This window comes from Roseateles albus (assembly GCF_028595345.1).
GTDB lineage: Bacteria > Pseudomonadota > Gammaproteobacteria > Burkholderiales > Burkholderiaceae_C > Paucibacter_A > Paucibacter_A albus.
Window position 1 is genome coordinate 146,433 of record NZ_JAQQXT010000005.1, and the last position, 18,897, is coordinate 165,329.

13 protein-coding genes are annotated in these 18,897 nt (G+C 63.2%); 9 read left to right on the top strand and 4 right to left on the bottom strand.

Annotation, left to right across the window (positions count from 1 at the left end):
• The first annotated feature begins 171 nt into the window (after positions 1–171).
• Entirely contained in the window at positions 172–4,215 is a 4,044-nt protein-coding gene (locus PRZ03_RS10075; protein WP_273600195.1) for a two-component regulator propeller domain-containing protein, read from the top strand.
• A 42-nt stretch (positions 4,216–4,257) separates the two neighbouring features.
• Positions 4,258–4,884 (top strand): LysE family translocator, encoded by a 627-nt coding sequence (locus tag PRZ03_RS10080; RefSeq protein ID WP_273600196.1) that lies wholly within the window; start codon positions 4,258–4,260, stop codon positions 4,882–4,884.
• Positions 4,885–4,917: 33 nt separating this feature from the next.
• On the opposite strand, the gene PRZ03_RS10085 is transcribed toward PRZ03_RS10080, so the two are convergent.
• A complete protein-coding gene (locus tag PRZ03_RS10085; RefSeq protein ID WP_273600197.1) occupies positions 4,918–7,509 on the bottom strand; it encodes an ATP-binding protein in 2,592 nt (863 codons plus the stop codon).
• Positions 7,510–7,625: 116 nt separating this feature from the next.
• On the opposite strand from PRZ03_RS10085, the gene PRZ03_RS10090 reads away from it, so the two are divergent.
• The 5 genes from PRZ03_RS10090 (at position 7,626) to PRZ03_RS10110 (ending at position 12,921) form a co-directional block, all read left to right on the top strand.
• A complete protein-coding gene (locus PRZ03_RS10090; RefSeq protein WP_263534626.1) occupies positions 7,626–7,838 on the top strand; it encodes a hypothetical protein in 213 nt (70 codons plus the stop codon).
• Between the two features lie 45 nt (positions 7,839–7,883).
• The gene (locus PRZ03_RS10095; protein WP_263534625.1) at positions 7,884–10,682 is read left to right on the top strand and encodes a beta strand repeat-containing protein; all 2,799 of its coding nucleotides are present in this window, start codon (positions 7,884–7,886) and stop codon (positions 10,680–10,682) included.
• Between the two features lie 76 nt (positions 10,683–10,758).
• A complete protein-coding gene (locus PRZ03_RS10100; protein WP_273600198.1) occupies positions 10,759–11,553 on the top strand; it encodes a hypothetical protein in 795 nt (264 codons plus the stop codon).
• A 34-nt stretch (positions 11,554–11,587) separates the two neighbouring features.
• On the top strand, positions 11,588–12,223 hold the full coding sequence (locus PRZ03_RS10105; protein ID WP_273600199.1) for a hypothetical protein: 636 nt from the start codon (positions 11,588–11,590) through the stop codon (positions 12,221–12,223).
• A gap of 65 nt (positions 12,224–12,288) precedes the next feature.
• Complete coding sequence (locus PRZ03_RS10110; protein ID WP_273600200.1) at positions 12,289–12,921, top strand: PEP-CTERM sorting domain-containing protein; 633 nt, start codon at positions 12,289–12,291, stop codon at positions 12,919–12,921.
• Between the two features lies 1 nt (position 12,922).
• Here PRZ03_RS10110 and asd read toward each other — a convergent pair whose 3' ends face one another.
• A complete protein-coding gene (gene asd, locus PRZ03_RS10115) occupies positions 12,923–13,768 on the bottom strand; it encodes an archaetidylserine decarboxylase (protein WP_273600201.1) in 846 nt (281 codons plus the stop codon).
• Between the two features lie 83 nt (positions 13,769–13,851).
• Here asd and PRZ03_RS10120 point away from each other — a divergent pair, with 83 nt between their 5' ends.
• On the top strand, positions 13,852–15,525 hold the full coding sequence (locus tag PRZ03_RS10120) for an aminotransferase class III-fold pyridoxal phosphate-dependent enzyme (protein ID WP_273600202.1): 1,674 nt from the start codon (positions 13,852–13,854) through the stop codon (positions 15,523–15,525).
• A gap of 8 nt (positions 15,526–15,533) precedes the next feature.
• Here the strand turns inward: PRZ03_RS10120 and PRZ03_RS10125 are convergent, their stop codons facing one another.
• Entirely contained in the window at positions 15,534–16,232 is a 699-nt protein-coding gene (locus tag PRZ03_RS10125) for a hypothetical protein (protein WP_263559121.1), read from the bottom strand.
• A 109-nt stretch (positions 16,233–16,341) separates the two neighbouring features.
• On the opposite strand from PRZ03_RS10125, the gene PRZ03_RS10130 reads away from it, so the two are divergent.
• Entirely contained in the window at positions 16,342–17,592 is a 1,251-nt protein-coding gene (locus PRZ03_RS10130) for a glycosyltransferase family 4 protein (protein ID WP_273600203.1), read from the top strand.
• On the opposite strand, the gene lplT is transcribed toward PRZ03_RS10130, so the two are convergent.
• Complete coding sequence (gene lplT / locus PRZ03_RS10135) at positions 17,573–18,826, bottom strand: lysophospholipid transporter LplT (protein ID WP_273600204.1); 1,254 nt, start codon at positions 18,824–18,826, stop codon at positions 17,573–17,575. The genes PRZ03_RS10130 and lplT overlap by 20 nt on opposite strands.
• Positions 18,827–18,897 lie beyond the last annotated feature (71 nt).

Below are 18,897 nucleotides of genomic sequence, written 5' to 3' on the forward strand. Positions count from 1 at the left end.
CCAAGCTTTCAAGCCCCACCCATCGACTGTCTTCTGGTCTTTTGTGAATGGGTGTCACTGCGTGGCCCTGATTGACAAGGTATCGGTAGAGCCCCGAACTGCATCCCGGCGAACCTGGGTTTATGCTTGTGAAAACAATCTGGGAGGCGGACTTTGGCTCTATTTGAGCGAATGTTGAAACGATTGGGGCTACGGCCGCCGCTGCGCATGCTGTGTAAGCTAGTTTGCGGGCTTGCACTGCTCGGTTTGGGTGTCATGCCGCCGGCCTCGGCCAACTCGCTTCACAGCCTGCGCTTTTCGCAACTGGGGGTGGACGACGGCCTGCCCGGCGGCGCCGTTCTCAGCATGGTGCAAGACAGCCAGGGCCTGGTCTGGCTGGGCACCACGGCGGGCTTGGCGCGCTATGACGGGCGCCGCATCAAGGCTTTTTATGCGCGCCAGGATCAGCCCGCCACGCTCAGCCATTCCTTGATCGACGCCTTGCTGGAGGACGAACAGGGGCAGCTCTGGATCGGCACCCGCGCCGGTTTGGACCGCATGGATCTGGCGAGCGAGAAGATTCAGCGCCAGCCCATGCCCGAGGGCATGGGCTTGGCGGAACGTCGCATCCTGGCCTTGGCGCCCGCTGCGCCCGGGCGCTTGTGGGTGGCCAGCACGGGCGGCCTGCTCTTGTTCGACAAGGCGAGCCGGCGTTTTGTGCCCTGGCAGGCCGGATCGGTGGGCCAATCACCGGACAAATCACCCGACAAAGCACCCGACAAGACAGCGGCCCGCGCCTTGCTGGCCGATGGCCAGGGTGGCGTCTGGCTGAGCCGTGGCCACCAAGTGTTGCACCTGGATTCAAGCGGCCAGGTGCTGCGCCAATTCAGCACCTTGGACGGGCTGTCGGCTTCTTCCTACAGGCCGGAGGACCTGATGGTCAACCGCTTGGCGCTGGATGGTCAGGCTCGTTTATGGGTCGGCATGGCCGGGGGACTGCAGACTTGGCGCGTTCCGGGCGACGGCACATCGCCACGTCCCGATGACTTGGCGCAGAAATTGCAGCTGCCCCGTGAACGCGTCTTTGCTCTGCTGCTGGACCGGGACCGCGCGATGTGGGTCGGCCAGGGCAGTCGGCCTGCCTTGCATCGTTGGCGCGAGGGGACGGCGCAGCTCGAGAGCTTTCAGCACCTGCCGGCGGTGGAAAGCAGTTTGGCTGCGGACTCGGTCGGCGCGCTGATGCAAGACCGCAGCGGCATTTTGTGGGTCGGCACGCTCATGTCCGGGGTCAGTTTGGCGGACTTTGGCGGGCGGCGGTTTGCGGCCTATCTGAGCCTGCCCGGTGACCCCTTGAGCTTGTCCAACGATGTGGTGATGGCGACCGCCTTTGACGGCGCCGAGCATCTGTGGGTGGGCACCTATGGTGGTGGGCTCAATCGCTTGCATCTGCCCAGCGGGGCGACTCAGCGCATTGCGCCCGAGGCGATGCCGTTAACGCATATCAAGGCCTTGTTGCGCGAGCCGGATGGGCGACTGTGGGTCGGTGGTGAGCGCGGTTTGCAGCTGTTTGATCCCAAAACTCAGCGCAGCCGCACGGTCGAGCTGCATCAGAGTACGTCTGCGGGTGCCTCGATCAGCTCGCTGTTGAAGCTGGCAAACGGCGAGGTCTGGGCGGGCAGCTCCAACGGGCTTTATCGCATCAATGCCAAGGGCCAAGTGCAGAGTTTTCAGGCCGATGCAGGCCGGGCCGGAGCATTGAATCACGCCATCGTTGATGCCTTGATGCAAGACCGCGATGGGCGGCTTTGGATAGGCACCAAGGGCGGCCTGCATCTATGGGATCCGCTCACCGAGACGTTTTTGCGTCCGGTGCAGGGCAATGCCGACCTGCCCAATCCGGCGGCGCTGCAGGTCTATGGGCTGCGCCAGGACGCGGGCGGACGCATCTGGTTGATCAGCGAGCTGGGTCTGTTTGAGCTGCTGCCCAAGTCGCGCACGCCGGGCGCCGAGAGCTGGCAGCTGAAATCCTTCGCGGACGTGCCGGGCATGCCCAGCGGTGCCTTCGAGTCGATTCAAGACGCGCAATTTGGCAGTATTTGGATGGGCAGTGAACATGGGCTGACCGAATTCCAGCCCGAGCAGGGCTGGGCGCGGTTTTATCCCAGCGCCAGCCATTTCGGCGGCGGTTTCAACTTTGGCGCCAGCGCCCGCGCCGTTGACGGAACGCTTTACTTCGGCGGCAAGGGCTTGCAACGCTTCCGGCCCGAGGCCTTGCGTGACAATGGCCACGCGCCTCAGGTCGTGCTCAGCGATCTGCGTGTTTTCAATCAATCACTGGCCCCCGAGGCAGCGCCGGCGCCGGCCAGTGCGGGGCTTTATGGTGCCAGCGGCCCGCCCTTGAGTCTGGCCGATCTGGGCGTTACCGGGCCGCTGCACCGGGCCAACAAGGTGCAGCTGAGCCCCCGCGAGGCCATGGTCAGCTTCGAGTTGTCAGCGCTTCATTTCGACAAGAGTCCGCTGCTCAAGCATGCCTGGAAGCTCGAAGGTTTTGACCGCGACTGGATCTATGGCCAAGACAATGTAGGGCTGGCCACCTATACGAACTTGGACGCTGGGCGCTATCGCTTGATGGCCAAGGCGGCCAACCCGGACGGCGTTTGGGGCGAAGCCAGGCAGTTGCTGGAGGTCGAGGTGCTGCCGCCGTTTTGGCGCACTTGGTGGTGGAACAGTGGGCTGCTGCTGCTGGTCCTGCTGACACTGGGGACGGCTTATCGCTTGCGTGTGCGCGGCCTGCACCGGGCGCGCACGCAGCTGGAGCAGGAGGTCGTGGCCCGCACGCAAGAGCTGCAGCAGCAGACCCTCCAACTGGCTCAGGAAAAGCAAATCGCCCTGACCCAGACCGCCTTAGCCCTTCAGTCCCGGGAAGCGGCCGAAAGGGCCCGTCACGACATCACCTTGTTGAGCGAAATTGGCCGCCAGCTCACCGCGTCCCTGGATGTGGGCTCGATTCAGCGCACGCTCTATCAGCAGGTGGATGAGTTGATCGAGGCCTCGGTGTTCGGGCTTGGCCTGGTCAATTGGAAAACACGTAACTTGGCCTTCGACTTTGTCATGCATAGCGGCGAGGCCTGCAAGCCCTATATACGCAGTCTGGCTGAGGTGGAGATGCCTGCGGTGCAAGCGGTGCTGCAAGGCAAGGAGTTGCTGGTGGATCAGATCGAGCGCGATAGCCGCGTGCTCAACAACCAGGAAGGCGCCAGCCGGATCCAGCTGCAAACGGGCGCCGATCCGGCGGCGGTGCATTCGGGCATCTATGCGCCGATGCTGCTCAAGGGCAAGGTGGTCGGCCTGCTCTTTATGCTGAGCGAGCGCAGCCACGGCTTCACGGCCAATGATCTGGCGATTCTGAGCACCTTGGGTGCTTACGCGGCAGTGGCGCTGGACAATGCCGATGCTTACCGTCAATTGCAACTGACCCAGACCCAGTTGGTTGAGCAGGAAAAAATGGCTGCGCTGGGGGCCTTGGTGGCGGGCGTTGCGCATGAGCTGAACACACCCATTGGCAATAGCTTGTTGATGGCCAGCACCTTGCTGGACCGCGGCCGCGAGTTTTCGCAACATCTGAGCCAAGGGGGCATCAGACGTTCGGAGTTGGACCAGTATTGCCAGGCCAATCAGGAATCGAGCGAGTTGCTGGTGCGCAGCCTGCAAAGCGCCGCCGGCCTGGTGACCAGCTTCAAGCAATTGGCGGTCGACCAGACCTCGGAGCAGCGCCGCCCCTTCGAGCTGCACCAGCTGTGCAGTGAGATTGCGCAGACGCTGGGTAGCCGCTTGCGCCGCGAGGGCCATGAGTTGCGCCTTGACGTTGCGCCGGGCTTGGCGCTTGACAGCTTCCCCGGCCCGCTCGGCCAGGTGCTGAGCAATTTGGTGTTGAACGCGCTGATCCACGGCCTGGAGGGGCGGCGCGAAGGCTTGCTGACGCTGCAAGCCAGCGCGTTGGGCGATGCGCAGATCAAGATCAATTTCAGCGACAACGGGCGCGGCATCAGCGCCGCCAATCTGCCGCATGTGTTCGAACCCTTCTTCACCACCAAATTAGGGCAGGGCGGCAGTGGCTTGGGGCTGCACATCAGCTACAACATAGTCAGCTCAGTGCTGGGCGGCAGCATCACCGTCAGCAGCGAGCCGGGTGCGGGCGCGCAGTTCGAGATCATCATTCCAAAAGTGGCGCCTTAGGCTGCCGGAGATAATCGCCGACCTTTGTGCCCTGAGCCTTCCATGCTGACCCTCCAAACCGCGCTGACCTTCTTCACCCTGGCCCTGCTCTTGGGCTACACGCCGGGGCCCGACAACGTCTTCGTGCTGATGCAGTCGGCCACCCATGGACGGCGTGCTGGCTTTTATGTGGTGCTGGGTTTGTGCACCGGCTTGATGGTGCACACGCTGGCGATCGCCTTGGGGCTGGCTGCGGTGTTTGCCGCCTCGGCCACCGCCTTCATTGTGTTGAAACTGGCGGGCGCGGCGTATTTGGCCTACTTGGCCTATCAGGTCTTGCGTGCACCGGTCGGGCCGCTGGCAGAGCAAGACCAAGTCAGCATGAGCCCATGGAAAATGTATGGGCGCGGCGTGGTGATGAATTTGACCAACCCCAAGGTGGTGTTCTTCTTTCTGGCTCTGTTGCCGCAATTCGTCAACGCACAGCAGGGTGCAGTGGCCTGGCAAATCGCGCAGCTGGGCTTGATCTTCATCGTTGCGACGCTGATCTCGTTTGGCTCCATCACCTACTTTGCCGGTGCCGTCAGCCGCGTGCTGAAGCGCTCGACCAGTGCCCAGCGCGGCCTGAATTGGCTGGCCGGTACGGTCTTTATTGGCCTGGCCTTGCGGCTGGCTTTTGCCCAGCGTTGAGAAATCCCTCAAGTCGGCCGTGGCCGCTCGGGCCTACTGGATAACGCTCAATTCCGTCGGGCCAAAGCACAGCGCCATGGCGGCAGTTTCATCAAGCCCGGACGCTTCTTGTAACGCCGCGCCCAGCAGGCCCGCTGCGTGAGTCTGGAACTGCGCTTGCATACGCTCTCGCAAGGCCTTGAACATCGGGCCGCGTTTGTCGCCGCGCTGCGCCACCAGGCCGTCGGCCCAGGTTTGCAAGCGCAGCGCATCGTGCCAACGGCCTTGATGGGCGGGCAGCCAGGCCAGCGCGTCGGCCATCCACCAGAGCATCGCCTCGGCCTGCAGCGCCGCCACGGCCTCGCGCAGCAATTGCACGGTAGCGGGCTCGGCGTCTTGAGCGATGCGCAAAAAAGCCCATTGGGCCAGCACCGGTTTGTTCTGTAGCAACTGGCCGGTGCTGCGCATTTCGGTCACAGCCAAGTCGAGCAGTTGGGTGGCGGCCGCCAGATCACCTTGGCTGCTCTTGAGTTGGGCCAATAGTTGCGCGGAGTTCCAGGCCCCATAGTCATCCCCCTGGGCGCGTGAGCTGGCCAGGTAGCTGGTGATGCGGTCTTCATAGAGGCTGTCATTGCCCATATCCCGCAGCAGCATCAAGTCGTGCCAGGCGCGAAAGCGGCGCTGCCTTGGCCCCCAGGCTTCGGGCTCAAGTGCCCGCATGCGGGCTATGGCATCCACGCGTTGCTCCAGCGGTGCTTGCTGGCGCATCAAGCAGCCGGTTTCGCGGTCAAGCGCGACGTAAAGCGCGGGGACTTCACCGAGCTCTCGAAAGGCTTGCTGGGCACGGCGCGCGCTATCAAGGGCCAAGGCCGGCGAGATCACTTGGGCCATCACGCCGAGATGGCTTTGCGCCAAATCAAAACGGGCTTGCAGCCGCGCCGGCCAGTGATCACGGGGCAGGGCGGACACCAACGCGTGGTCTTGCTGCAATTCGCGCTTGTGACCGGCTCTGGCTCGGTAGTTGGCACTGGCCGAAAACAGCGCGACGCCCTGCAACTGCAGGGCGGGTTGCTGCAAGGCGGCTTGCAGCGCGGCGCGCAAGCTGTCGTCCTCAAGCTTCAGTTGCGCCAACCAGGGGCGCAGGAAGGTTTCAAACAGTTCCAAATCGGCCCGCTCAAACAAGGCAATCAAATGGTTGACCAAACCGCTCATAGCGCTCATCGCCGCGGTCTCTTCATCACTGGCCTGCAGACCTTCGGCGGCATAGCTGCGCACGCTGTCATAGAGCCGCCAGCGGGGCGCATTCCCACTCTCGCTGCTGCTGAGCAACGCGTGCTCGCGCAGGCCGTCGAGTGCGTCCAGCAGGTCGGCATCCACGGGGGTGCCCAGTACGGCTGCGGCGGCGTCCAGGCTGAAACTGCCGGCAATCACCGATAAACGCTGCAGCAGTCGCAACTCGGTGGGCTGCAGCAAAGCGCAGGACCAAGCCAGCGCAGCGCGCAGCGTGCGGTGGCGCTCGGGCGCGCCGCGCTCGCCTCGGGTCAGCAGGGCAAAGCGCTCATCGAGCCGGGCATGTACGCCGGCCCAACCCAAGAGCGGCACGCGCGCGGCGGCCAACTCCAAGGCCAAGGGCAGGCCGTCGAGCATGCGGGCAATCGCGCCCGCCGAGGCGGCGGCGGCCGGCGTCCAGGGCAGGGCGGCGTCATGCTGCTGGGCGCGTTGGCGCAGCAGCTGTACGGCCGCGGCGTCGCTGTTGTCCAGGCCTTCGCTGGCATCGCTTGGAACGGCCAAGGGCGCCACGGCCACAACGGTTTCGCCGCTGACGCGCAGCGGCAATTGGCTGGTCACCAGCAACTGCAGGCGCGGCGCATGGTTCAGCAGGGCCGTGGCCAATTCGGCCACCGCTTGAACCAGGTGTTCGGCGTTGTCCAGCAGCAGGCGCATGGACAGCGGCGCCAGCGCGCGCGCCAGGGTATCGGCGCTGGTTTGGGTGCTGGCACCCAGGTTCAGGGTGCGCGCCACCGTGGCCAGCAGGGGCTCGGCGTCGGCCAGCGCGTCAAGCCGAATCAGCCAGACGCCGTCGGCCGGCGCGGCATGTTGGGCGGCACTCAGGGCCAGGCGGGTCTTGCCCACGCCGGCAGGCCCGTGCAGGGTGATCAAGCGCTGGCTAGCGAACATATCCTGCAACTGAGTCAGTTCGGCGTCGCGGCCGATCAGCCCGGCTTGGGGCGCGGGCAGATTGCCGAGGCTGGGGCTTGGATTGCTGGCCGGTGCCGGGGCAGCCACCTTTGCTGCCTGCCCGCCCGCCGTGGGCCGCGCATCGTTGACCCCCATCAGACGGTAGCCCCGGCGCGACACGGTTTCCAGATGGCGCGGCGCCTTGGCATCTTCGTCCAGCGCCACTCGCAAAGCATTGATGGCGACCTTGAGCACCGAATCGCTGACATGGCGATGGCCCCAAACGGCGTCCAGCAATTCGTCCTTGGTGACCAGCTTTCCGCCGCTCTTGGCCAAAAACACCAGCACATCGAAGTAGCGGGGCCTCAGCGCCACCGGCTGCTGCTCTCGCAACAGGCGTTGCGCGTGCAAGTCGATCTCAAATGGCCCGAAGTTCAGGCGCTGTGGTGAGGGCTCTTGGGCATGCATGCGGGGCACTTTAGCAGGCGAATTGTTCGACCTGCCCCCCTATTAACACGCAACGCTAACCAAACGCTAACCCGCAGTTGAGGACTTGGGTGGCAGGGCTGCAGACACTGTGATCCATGCCTTCCACCACCCACAACAACAAGCCCGAACACGGACCACTGCCTATTGAAAAGGTGTTTGTCCTGAAGCTGGCTGAAAGCACGACCGCCGGTGAATTGACCGGCCGCTTGGAGCATGTGGTCAGCGGGCGGCAGTTCGAGTTTGGCTCGGCGCGCCAGTTGATGGCGCTGCTGCGGCAGACCGGCCCCGACGGCAGGCTCAAGCCCTGACCCCATCACTCTTTGTACCCCTATCTCCACTTCAAGGAATTCATCATGTCGAACCGCATTGCCGCTCCTTTCAAGCTCCACCCGCTGGCCCTGGTGGCCAGTGCCGCCCTGCTGGGCTTAGCCGCACCGGCCGCGCAGGCGGCTGAAAAATATTGGGCTTGCGCCAACACCGTGGCCTGGAATACCGCCAATTGCTGGAAGACCAAGGCAGGCGTCGTCACGACGGCGCCGGACACCGGTGACTCTGCCTACCTCGACAACGCCACGTCGGCTGCCCGCACGGTCACCTTCGGCTTCAATCCCGGCAAGGTCTACGGCTTCACCGAGATCAAGGCCTCCTCCAGCGGGAACATGACGCTCAATATCAACAGCGCGGCCTCGAACTTCAGCAGCGACTATGTCGACCTCGTGGCCACCGCTGCGGGCAGTGCGAGCATCACGCAGTCAGCTGGCGTGGTCACTACCGCAACCCGCCTGAGGATGATAGGCAACACCGCCAACGTGAATGCCAAAAGCCAGTACACCCTGGCAGGCGGAACGCTCAATACCGAGCTGCTGGACATGCGCAACCTCGGCAGCATGAGTTTCACGCAAACCGGCGGCGTCAATAACGCGAACAATATATTTCTGAGCAGCGATGTCCTTGCAAGCTACTCGATGTCCGGCAGCAGCACGCTCAATACCAACTTCCTCTCGCTCGGGTTTTTGCAAGGCAGCGACACCTACAAGGGCCAGTTCGCCCAAAGCAGCGGCATCCACACCAATCAGTACGGCATTGGTGTGGGCGCCGGCTCGCAATATCTGCTTTCGGGCACCGGCAAGGTGGTGACTGGCAGCGGTATCACTGTGTCATCTGATGGCCTCTTCAATCAGAATGGAGGCACCGTGTCGGGTGGCAGCCAGACCATGATCAATGGCGGCGGCACCTACAAGATTGCCGGCAGCAGCAGCTTCGCGGGGGACAAGTTGCTAATCTCGGATGCTGGCAGCTTCCTGCACGGTGCCGGCAGCGTCACGGTCACCAACACGCTGTCGGTGTTCGGACCCAGCGCTGCGTACTACTTGTCCGGCACCGGCGTCCTCAACAGCGCTGCCGTCGGCGTGGGCTCGAACACGGGCGCCGGGGCCAGCTTCAATCAGTCGGGCGGCACCCACACCATCACCGGCGACCTCGCGCTCTCCGGCATCGCCAACGGCTTCTACAAGCTTCAAGGGGGCAGCCTCAGCAGCAACCGCACCATCGTCGGCGACAAGACCATAGGCACTTTCGAGCAAAGCGCGGGCTCCCACCAGACGACGGCGCTCATCGTCGGCCAGGCAGATGGCGGCGATGGCCGCGTCAATTTGTCCGGGGGTGTGCTGAGTGCGACCAATGCCAGCATTGGCGCGGCCGGCAAGGGCAGCTTTGCCCAAACAGGCGGCAGCTTTGTGGTGTCCGGCACAACGCAACTCGGCGGCGCGGCGGCCGGCACTTACACCCTCAGCGGCGGCTTGTTGAACACGGCCAGCCTGAACATCAATGCCAAGGGCCAACTGATCTTCGACGGCGGCAGCATGACCGGCGGCGTGATCAACCAAAACGGCAAGCTCTTGGTCAGCAAGGACGGCAGCACCTCGGCCAATATCAAGCTCGGCAGCAGCTCGCTCACGCAGCTCGACGCTACCTTCACCAACGCCGGCACGATGACGGTCACGCGCAGCCTGGTGGCAGACCACAGCATCATCGGCAGCGGCACGCTGTACAACCATGGCGTTGGCACCATCTCGGGCCAGGGTAGCATCCTGGCCACCGTCAATAACGCCGGCACCCTGCAATCCAAGGGTGGTGACCTGACCCTGGCCAGCGCCAGTTTCGTCAACAGCGGCAAGCTGCGCAACGGCGTCGGCAGCAACCTGTTCGTCAACGCCGCCAGCGTCAGCAACAACGGCAATATCGACGTGAACTCCGCCGGAGCGGTCGTCTTTGATGCCAACCTCGGCAACCAGTCCGGCAAGGTCGTCAAGCTGCAAGGAGGCACGCTGGCGACACCGAAGCTCAGCAACTTTGCCGGCGGCACGGTCACCGGCTTCGGCACGCTCAGCGGCGACCTTCGCAATCTCGGCAATGTGGACTTTTATGGCCCGACCAATATCGTCGGCAACGTCAGCAATGAAGCGGGCGCAGACTTCCTGGTGCGCAACAACCAAACCTTGATCACCGGTGACTTGGTGAACAACGGCACCATTCGCACGATCAAAGGCAAGGTCGTCTTTGAGGGCACGCTCACCAACAACGGCGCCTATATCAGCGATCCGTCCGAGAACCACTTCACCGACCTGATCGTCAATGAGCAAGGTTTCCTGGTTGGAGAGGCCGGCGACAGCTTCATCTTCAGCGGCAACTTCATCAACCACAGCGCACAGGCCTCGCAGTGGCAGACCGGCGCGGCCAGCCTGGTGTTTGCTGGCCCGGGCAGCAAGACCATGCTGCTGGCCGGCGAGGAATTGGGCTTCAGCGCAGCAGGGGCCCAGAACAATTTCAGCTGGGGTGAGTTGGCACTTGCCGGCGGCGCGAATCTGGCCTTGGCCGATGGCAATGCGAGCAGCGGGGCTGCGCTTTATGTGGGCCGCGTCACGGGTGTGGCGCTGACCGGCAATGCGGTCAGCAATATCACCGGCAACGGCTTCAATATCTATTACGACGCCAGCCTGGGCGACAACGCCTACCTGGGCGGCCAGACCTTCGCATTGCAAGACGGCGGCGTGCTGACGGCCATGGCACCCGTCCCCGAGCCGGCGAGCTATGCGCTTTTGCTCGCGGGCCTCGCGCTGATCGGCGTGCATTGCCGCCGCCGGATGCAATGAGCCGAATTGACCCCGACGGCAGACTCAATCCCTGACCCCTTCACCTTTGTAAACAACCTGACGGAGAACCTTGACCATGAAAAACCTCAACACTTTGAAGACCCTGATGATCACCGCCACTTTGCTGGCCGCTGGCGGCAGCGCGATGGCCCAAGCCACGCTCGACCACAACAAGGCTTTGGCCGGCAACTCGCTGCCGGGCGATGCACCGGGCTACCCCATCACCCTGAGCCAACCCGGCCACTATGTGCTGAAGAGCAATTTGCAGGTGCCGGCGGGCTTGAATGGCATTGAGATCACCGGCAAAAACGTGACGCTGGATTTGAACGGCTTCGGCATCATGGGCACGGGCGATTGCATCCGCAATGACAGCACCAAGGTGGTCACTTGCACCGGCACTGTGGGCAGCCCGATCGGGGTCCGCGTGGTGGCTGACGCCGTGACCATTCGCAATGGCACGGTCTCCGGCTTCGAGTTTGGTATTGACTTGGTTTACCTTGGAAACGGCACCCAGGGGGGTGTCGTACTGGCAGACCTGCTGCTGACCCGCAACCTGAGATATGGGCTGGCTTCTAACGCATCCAAAGGCCCGCACCTGCGCGCCAGTGGGCTTATTGCGACGCTCAATGGCGAAAACGGCATGAGGGTCTCCAACGGCCTTATTGAGCGCAGCCAAGCCAATAACAACGGTGGGGACGGCTTTGATTTGAACTCGCAGGTCGTTTCTTTGCTGGACAGTTTTGCCTACGGGAACCGATTTGCCGGGGTGAGAAATGGCGTGTTGCGCGGGGTGAACGTGCAGCTCAACGGCACGAACCGCATCGGCGGGCTGTCGATGGGCGGCAATATGGATGGCGGCACGCCATTCTGAACTCAGGCGCAGCAACTAAGCGGAGCCCATGAGCATGGCCAAGACCTTTGACTTGAACCTGTCGGCTCCCCAGGGGTTGCGGCGGGTAGCCGCCAAATCGGCCGACAAGCGCATGCCGGTGCAGGCTTGGGCCTGGGTCTCCTTGCTGCTGATCTGCGTCTGGCTGTGCCTGAACTCGGCAGCAGCCCGGCCGACGGTGCCAAGCATTGCCCCACAAGCATTACCAGTGGTGGCGCCTGCGCCCGAGCCGACAGTGGCAGGGGCGGGGTCAAGCCTAGCCGCCGCCACCGGGCCATCCATCCGGTGGGACGGGCAAGAGTTGGTGATCGAGGCCCAGGCCGCAAGGGTGGCCGAGCTGGCCAGAGCCTTGGCCGCACAGACAGGCACCGAGTTGCTGGGTGAGCTGGCCTTGTTGAACGAGGCACGCCCGCTCAGCTTGCGCTGGCGTGGCCGCGACCCGCAGCTGGCCTGGGCCTTGCTGCTGCAAAGCCAGGCCAGCTACGCGACGCAATGCTCGAACCAACATTGCCGCGTCTGGATATTGGGCCACCTATTGGGCCACCCATTGGGCCGCCTAGCGCCCGAGCCTGCAGGCGCTGCACCATCCCTGGCAAGCCCGCCATATCGCACCGTCGAGCCCGATCCACCGGGACTGTTTCCCGCCGAGTGATGCAGCAGCCGCCTCAGCCTGCCTGCCCGCTCATTCAAGCCCAACACCAACACCGAAAGCGCACCATGAATTTCAAGTACCTGCCTTCGCTGCCAAGCCTACTCATATTGGGCTGCCTGGCCGTCTCGGGCCAAGCGAAAGCCTCAGCGATCACCTATGAGTTCAGCGGCGTGGTGGCCAGCGACACGGCCGAGCGCGGCTGGCGGCAGCTCACCGGCAGCTTCAGCTTCGACAGCGCCGCCATCGACGCCATTGCCGACGCCAGCACCGCCGCCTATGCGCATGCCGGCGCGCCCTGGGGCATGAGCGTCAGTTTCGACGACGGCCCGGCGGTGTTGCTCGACTATGGCTTCAATATGCTGGTCAGCAATGACTTGCAGGGCATCGATCAATGGGGTGCTTTGGCCCTGAACGGCAGTGGCAGCGAGCTGTTCTCGCTCAGCCTGGTTGATACCTCGGCCAGCATCTTCGGCAGTGACGCCTTGCCGCTTGGTGGCCTGACCCTGGCCAATTTTTCTTTCAACAGCTTTCGCTACGAGTCGGCCGACGCCGAGTTGCAAGGGCAACTCGGCAGCCTCTACTGCGTGGCCGGCTGCGACGCTCAGCCACCCGTCTCGGTGCCGGAGCCCGGTAGCCTGGCTTTGTTGGGGGCGGGCGTGGTCGCGCTGCTGTTGCGGCGGCCATTGCTCCAGCGCTGAATCAGCTGGGCTGGGGCAAATGCATCAAAGCCTGCCCCATTTGAATTCTGGCGCCGTTTGCTATCCCAGGACTCAAGCTGAAGCCCTTGGGCGCGAACACGATGATGGTCGAGCCGTGCTGGAACCAGCCCATCTCTTCGCCCTTTTTGAAACTGGCCTGGCAGGGTAATTCGTTGGCGCCCCGGTAGTCGACATGCAGCAGCAGGTCGAGGAAATGCAAGCGCAGGCTGGCCACCAGGATCGCCGCCACCGGCACAATCGCGATCGGCTCGCCGGTCTTCAGCTTTGATCTCAGCACCGCACGCTCATTGCGGCAGAACAGGCGCTCGACCCGCTTGAGCGCGATCGGGTTGACGTTCCAGGTGTCGCCGGCGATGTGTGTCACATGCTCGACCGTGCAGTCTTGCGGCGCATGGAAGCGGTGGTACATCGCCGAGGTCAGGCGCAGCGTGACAAACATGCCGTCTTGGAATGCGGACGTATCTTGCGTCGGCCCGAACAGGTCTTGCATCGAGTACGGGAAGCCCTTGGCCTGAAAGATCTGGCGCCCTTCGACTGAGCCGCAAGCGCCGACGATGGCGTCGCAGGGGCTGCTCAGCACCTCGGCGCTCATGTCGACCTGGCGTGCGCCCGCCACCAATTCACGCGTGAAGCAGTCATGCAGGCTGTCGAACTTTTGTTTCTTGGCGTCACTCAGATCGAGATCGGTGAACAGGCGCCAGACCGCGATCGAAGCGCGGGCCAGCAGCGGATGGCGGATTTGGCTGAATTTGCCCATCAGCCGGGTCAGGGCGATGCGCGGAATCCGGTTGGTGAGCAAGAAGTTCAGATCCTCCTGTTGGAGCATCTTTCGCAGGGAAATTGTCATATTCACGAGGCTGTCAAGCAGCGCTGATTAGATAGAGGGACTGGACTTCTTCTGATTGCGTCATGGAACAAACATCGACTTTTGCGCTTTCCGCCTTGGCCCTGGCGGCCTTGGCCTGGACGCTGCCCCGCGCCAAGCGGCGGCTGGAGCTGTCGCGCGCCAAGCACCGCTCGCTTGCCGGCCACTCTCGCATGGCCAAGCGCCTGGCCGGCTGGATTCCCGGCTATACCTATGACGAAGTGCGTTTCTTCAATTCCGACGCCGCGCCCGAACAGGTCGTGAACCGCCGCCGCATTGGTTTCAAGCGGCTGAGCGAGACCTTTGCGCAGCGCTATGCCAAGAGCATCGCGATGACGGCGCGCGCCCGCGAGGGGATTTCCGATCTGCAATTCACCGGCAGCTACCGGGTGCCGTTTCAATACAGCCCGTATCTGCGTGAGCATCTGAAGACCGGCAGCTTCTTGCAAGCCTCGTCGGGCGTTGAGGTGGTGGATTTGGATGGCAACCGCTTTTACGATCTGACGGGCAGTTACGGCGTCAATGTCTTCGGCTACGACTTCTACCGCGACTGCGTGGACGAGGGCATCGCTTTGACGCACCAGCTTGGGCCGGTGCTGGGTGCTTACCACCCCTGCGTGGCCGACAACGTCGATCGCCTGAAAAGCATCTCGGGGCTGGACGAAGTGTCCTTCCATATGTCGGGCACCGAGGCGGTGATGCAGGCCGTGCGCTTGGCGCGTTATCACACCAAGCGCAAGCACCTGGTGCGCTTTTGCGGCGCTTATCACGGCTGGTGGGAGGATGTGCAGCCCGGCATCGGAAACCCGCTGCCCCCGCGCGAAACCTACACGCTGCAGGAGTTGGACGAGCGCAGCCTGCAAGTGCTGCGCACCCGCAAGGACATCGCCTGCGTCTTGATCAATCCGCTGCAGGCGCTGCATCCGAACAAGGGCGCGCCGGGTGACTCGCAGCTGCTCGACAGTGCCCGGCGCGCCGGCTACGACCGTGCGGCCTATACCGCTTGGCTGAAGGCGCTGCGTCAGGTCTGCAGCGAGCGTGGCATTGTGCTGATCTTCGACGAGGTGTTCCTGGGTTTCCGGCTCGCACCGGGCGGCGCGCAGGAATACTTTGGCGTGCGCGCCGACATGGTGACCTACGGCAAGACCCTGGGCGGCGGCTTGCCGGTCGGCGTGGTCTGTGGCAAACGTGCGTTGATGAAGCGCTTTCGCGAAGAGCGTCCGGCCGATATCTGCTTCGCTCGTGGCACTTTCAACTCGCACCCCTATGTGATGGGTGCTATGAAGGTGTTTTTGGATAGGCTGGAGAGTCCGGCCATCAAGGATGTCTATGCGGGCCTGGATGAGCGCTGGAACGCACGCGCCGAACGCTTCAATGCGGCGCTGCAGAGCGCCGGTCTGCCGGTGCGGGTTGCTCATATGCAGTCAATCTGGACGGTGTACTACACCGAGCCCTCGCGCTACAACTGGATGCTGCAGTTCTATCTGCGCGAGCAGGGTTTGGCCTTGAGTTGGGTCGGTACCGGGCGCCTGATCTTCAGCCTCAACTACAGCGATGCGGACTTCGATCAAGTCACGCAGCGCTTCGTCAAGGCGGCTCAAACAATGCGGGCCGAGGGCTGGTGGGAGGCAGATGCCGCGCTGACGAATAAGGCCATCAAGCGCGGCCTGCTGAAGGAAATGCTGAGCCACTGGTGGGCTGGCGGCAGCAAATCCTAAAGCGTTATTTAACCGTGTTTCGCATTCAGGTCATGCGCAACATGGTTCATCGGGTCGATCAACTCGCCGCGCAGCAGATACAGCGGCGCCTTGTGATACAGCATGATGTCGTGGAAGGGGTCGGTCAGGATCTTGGTCATCCAGGCCACGCCGGTCATCAGGTCTTGCTGAATCCACAGCTGCAAAACGCGGAAGATCAAACCCGCCGCGCCTAGCGCCAACCAGGCGATGCCCACGTCATGCAGCCAGCCCTGCACATCGGTGGCCGGCTGGATCAGGCCAAACAGCGAAGGCTGCAACCACAGCGCAGCGGGAATAGCGACCCAGATCGCCAGCAGCACGATTTTGCGCTGGATGTTGTAGCCGATCTTGATTTCTTCCTTGTGCTCATCGGTGGCCTGATTGATATGGTCATAGCCGCGCGGCTCGAAGAAGAAATGCCCGGCTTGGCGGCTGGTCATCGACACACACCAGGCCAGTAGCGCGGCCATTGCCGGGTTGAAGAACAGCATCGCATACGAGATCAGAAAGAAGATCGCGCTCAGCAAGTGCAGGCTTTGATTGATGCGGCTGTGGTGGTAGTAGCGGTGGTCGTCCCAGCGCTGCACTCGCAAAGTGTGGGCAAGAGTTTGAAGAAAAGGCTTGTCGTTCACGCGCGCGTCCTCGTTCGTCATTTGCAAGAGCCGCCGCCCGGGATGGGCCGGCATGCTGCGAGCGCAATGGTGACTTCGCTGCGTGAAAATTCCGTGACGATGCGGCGCCGTAATCTTTTGTATCTGTCATCGAACTGTTATGCGCGCCGTGCACCATGCGCACATGAAAAACGTTACGACCGCAAGCTCCAACGGCATCCTGGTGGATAACTATCCGGCGGCGCAGCGCTCCTTGCGGATTGCGTTCGTGACCGAGACTTACCCGCCCGAGGTCAATGGGGTGGCGATGACGATTGCCCGCGTCGTCGAAGGCTTGCATGCGCGCAATCACGATGTGCAGCTGATACGGCCACGTCAGGATGCCAGCGATGCGGCCGAAACCGGCGTGCGTTTTCATGAGGTCTTGATGCGCGGCCTGCCAATTCCGCGCTATCCGAATCTGCGCATGGGTTTGCCGTCCAAGAAGGCCTTGGTACAGCTCTGGTCGCTGCACCGCCCGGACGTGGTGCATATCGCCACCGAGGGGGCGTTAGGCTGGTCGGCCCTGCAGGCTGCCACGCATCTGAAGTTGCCGGTGTGCTCGGACTTCCGCACCAACTTTCACGCCTACAGCCGGCATTACGGCATCGGCTGGCTCTACAAGCCCATCATGGCTTATTTGCGCAAGTTCCATAACCGCACGCAGGCGACCATGGTGCCGACCGAGGCGTTGCGCCGTGATCTCGAAGCGGGTGGTTTCAAAAAGCTCAGCGTGGTGTCGCGCGGTGTGGATGTTCAGCAGTTTTCGCCGCTGCGGCGCAGCCAGGCCTTGCGCGAGCAATGGGGCGCGGCACCCGACGATTTGGTGGTGGTGTATGTGGGCCGGATTGCACCGGAGAAAAACTTGCCGGCGTTGATGGCCGCTTTCGAGGCCATCAGCAAAAACGATCCACGCGCTAAATTGGTGATCGTGGGCAGCGGCCCGCAGCAGGCTGAGTTGCAGCAGCAGCTGCCTAACGCAATATTTGCGGGGCAGCGCAAGGGTGAAGATCTGGCCGCTCATTACGCCAGCGGTGATCTGTTCTTGTTCCCCAGCCTGACCGAAACTTTCGGCAACGTCACGACCGAAGCGATGGCCAGCGGTTTGGCCGTGCTGGCCTTTAATTACGCCGCCGCCGCGCAGCTGATCCGCAGCGGTGTCAATGGCCAGGTGGTGGAGATTGACGACGCGGCCGGCTTTGTACAGGCCGCCGTCGACTTGGCCGGCGATGCAGCGGGCCGCCGGCGCATGGGCGAGGCAGCAGCGGTGACGGCTCAAGCGCTGGATTGGAGCAGCATCGTGGCGCGCTTCGAGGGCGTGCTCGACTCGGTGATTCACCGGGGCGAGGAGCCCTATCGTTCGCCTATCGTGGCGCCTAAACAGCGCATGGTTTGATCTCGGTCTGGCGGCGAGCCCGCCAGATCAGCAAGCCCATCAAGCTGGCGATGCAAAGACCAAAGCCCCACATCAGGCCGACGATCGACACATCCAACGCCAAAAGGCTGGCATAGACCGCCAGCATCACCAGCACGCTGGCGTTCTCGTTGAAGCCTTGTACGGCGATCGAGCGGCCGGCGCTGAGCAGCTTGTAGCCCCGGTGCTGCAGCAGCGCGTTCAGTGGCACCACCATCAAGCCGCCGACCGCGCCGACCAAGGCGAGCAAGGGAATGGCGACCAGCAGCGAGTCGGCGCTGGCAATGGCCGGGATGAACAATCCCAAGAGCACGCCGAACACCAGCATCCGTTTGGCCGCGTGCAAGGGCACCCAGCGCCCGGCGATGGCCGCGCCGGCAATCACACCGACCGCCACCGCCGCTTGCAAATAGGCCGCCTGAGACAAGGGCAGGTGCAAGACATCGGCCGCCCAGCGCAAGACGGCAAATTGCAGCGTCGCACCAACGCCCCAAAACAGCGTGGTGACCGCGAGGGAGAGGCCGCCATCGGCGTCGGCCCATAGCCGCCGATTGGATTGCCAAAAATCTGCGCACAGGCGCCGGGGGTGCAGGCCGCAAGCGGGATAGCGAGCGCCGCTGTCGGGCACGCCCAGATTGAGTGCCGCCGCCAGACCGTAAACCAGCATCAACAAGAGGATGGACAGGCTCAGCCGGCTGGGTGTGAGCCAATCCAAGGCTTGCAGCGCTTGTTGCGCCGCGCCGAAGCCGCTCAAGCCGAGCAACCAGGGGCTGACCAGCAAGCCACCCAGCACCGTGCCGAACAGCGCTGCGCAGACCACGCTGACTTCCAACCAACCATTCGCTTGCACCAATCGTTGTGGGCCGACCAGTTCGGTGACCAGACCATATTTGGCCGGTGCATAGGCGCTGGCTCCGAAGCCGACGATGGCAAAGGCGGCGAACGGATGCAGGCCTAGCGCCAGCCCGAAGATGCCCAGCAGCTTGACCCCGTTCATCCAGGCCATCAAGCGCGCCTTCGGTATGGCGTCTGCCAGGGGGCCGACAAAGGGGGCCAGCACGACATAGGAGATCGTGAAGCCGAACTTCAGCATCGGCGCCCACCAGCCGGGCAGATCCAGCTCCACCAGCCGGGCAATGATGACGATCAGCAGGGCGTTGTCGGCCAGAGCTGAAGCGAACTGCGCCGCAAGCAGCAGAAAGAATCCAGTGGGCATGAGCTGAGGTCTGCTGGTCGATTTGAAGGCAAGAGCGTGACAGCAGCGCGTGAAACGCTGGTGACAGGAGG

What these genes read in the sequence shown, in the direction of transcription:
- PRZ03_RS10095 (WP_263534625.1), top strand. Translation starts at nt 7,884, where the DNA reads ATGTCGAACCGCATTGCCGCTCCTTTCAAGCTCCACCCGCTGGCCCTG.
- asd (WP_273600201.1), bottom strand. Translation starts at nt 13,768, where the DNA reads ATGCTCCAACAGGAGGATCTGAACTTCTTGCTCACCAACCGGATTCCG.
- PRZ03_RS10085 (WP_273600197.1), bottom strand. Translation starts at nt 7,509, where the DNA reads ATGCATGCCCAAGAGCCCTCACCACAGCGCCTGAACTTCGGGCCATTT.
- PRZ03_RS10130 (WP_273600203.1), top strand. Translation starts at nt 16,342, where the DNA reads ATGAAAAACGTTACGACCGCAAGCTCCAACGGCATCCTGGTGGATAAC.
- PRZ03_RS10075 (WP_273600195.1), top strand. Translation starts at nt 172, where the DNA reads ATGTTGAAACGATTGGGGCTACGGCCGCCGCTGCGCATGCTGTGTAAG.
- PRZ03_RS10110 (WP_273600200.1), top strand. Translation starts at nt 12,289, where the DNA reads ATGAATTTCAAGTACCTGCCTTCGCTGCCAAGCCTACTCATATTGGGC.
- PRZ03_RS10125 (WP_263559121.1), bottom strand. Translation starts at nt 16,232, where the DNA reads ATGCCGGCCCATCCCGGGCGGCGGCTCTTGCAAATGACGAACGAGGAC.
- PRZ03_RS10090 (WP_263534626.1), top strand. Translation starts at nt 7,626, where the DNA reads ATGCCTTCCACCACCCACAACAACAAGCCCGAACACGGACCACTGCCT.
- lplT (WP_273600204.1), bottom strand. Translation starts at nt 18,826, where the DNA reads ATGCCCACTGGATTCTTTCTGCTGCTTGCGGCGCAGTTCGCTTCAGCT.
- PRZ03_RS10100 (WP_273600198.1), top strand. Translation starts at nt 10,759, where the DNA reads ATGAAAAACCTCAACACTTTGAAGACCCTGATGATCACCGCCACTTTG.
- PRZ03_RS10080 (WP_273600196.1), top strand. Translation starts at nt 4,258, where the DNA reads ATGCTGACCCTCCAAACCGCGCTGACCTTCTTCACCCTGGCCCTGCTC.
- PRZ03_RS10105 (WP_273600199.1), top strand. Translation starts at nt 11,588, where the DNA reads ATGGCCAAGACCTTTGACTTGAACCTGTCGGCTCCCCAGGGGTTGCGG.
- PRZ03_RS10120 (WP_273600202.1), top strand. Translation starts at nt 13,852, where the DNA reads ATGGAACAAACATCGACTTTTGCGCTTTCCGCCTTGGCCCTGGCGGCC.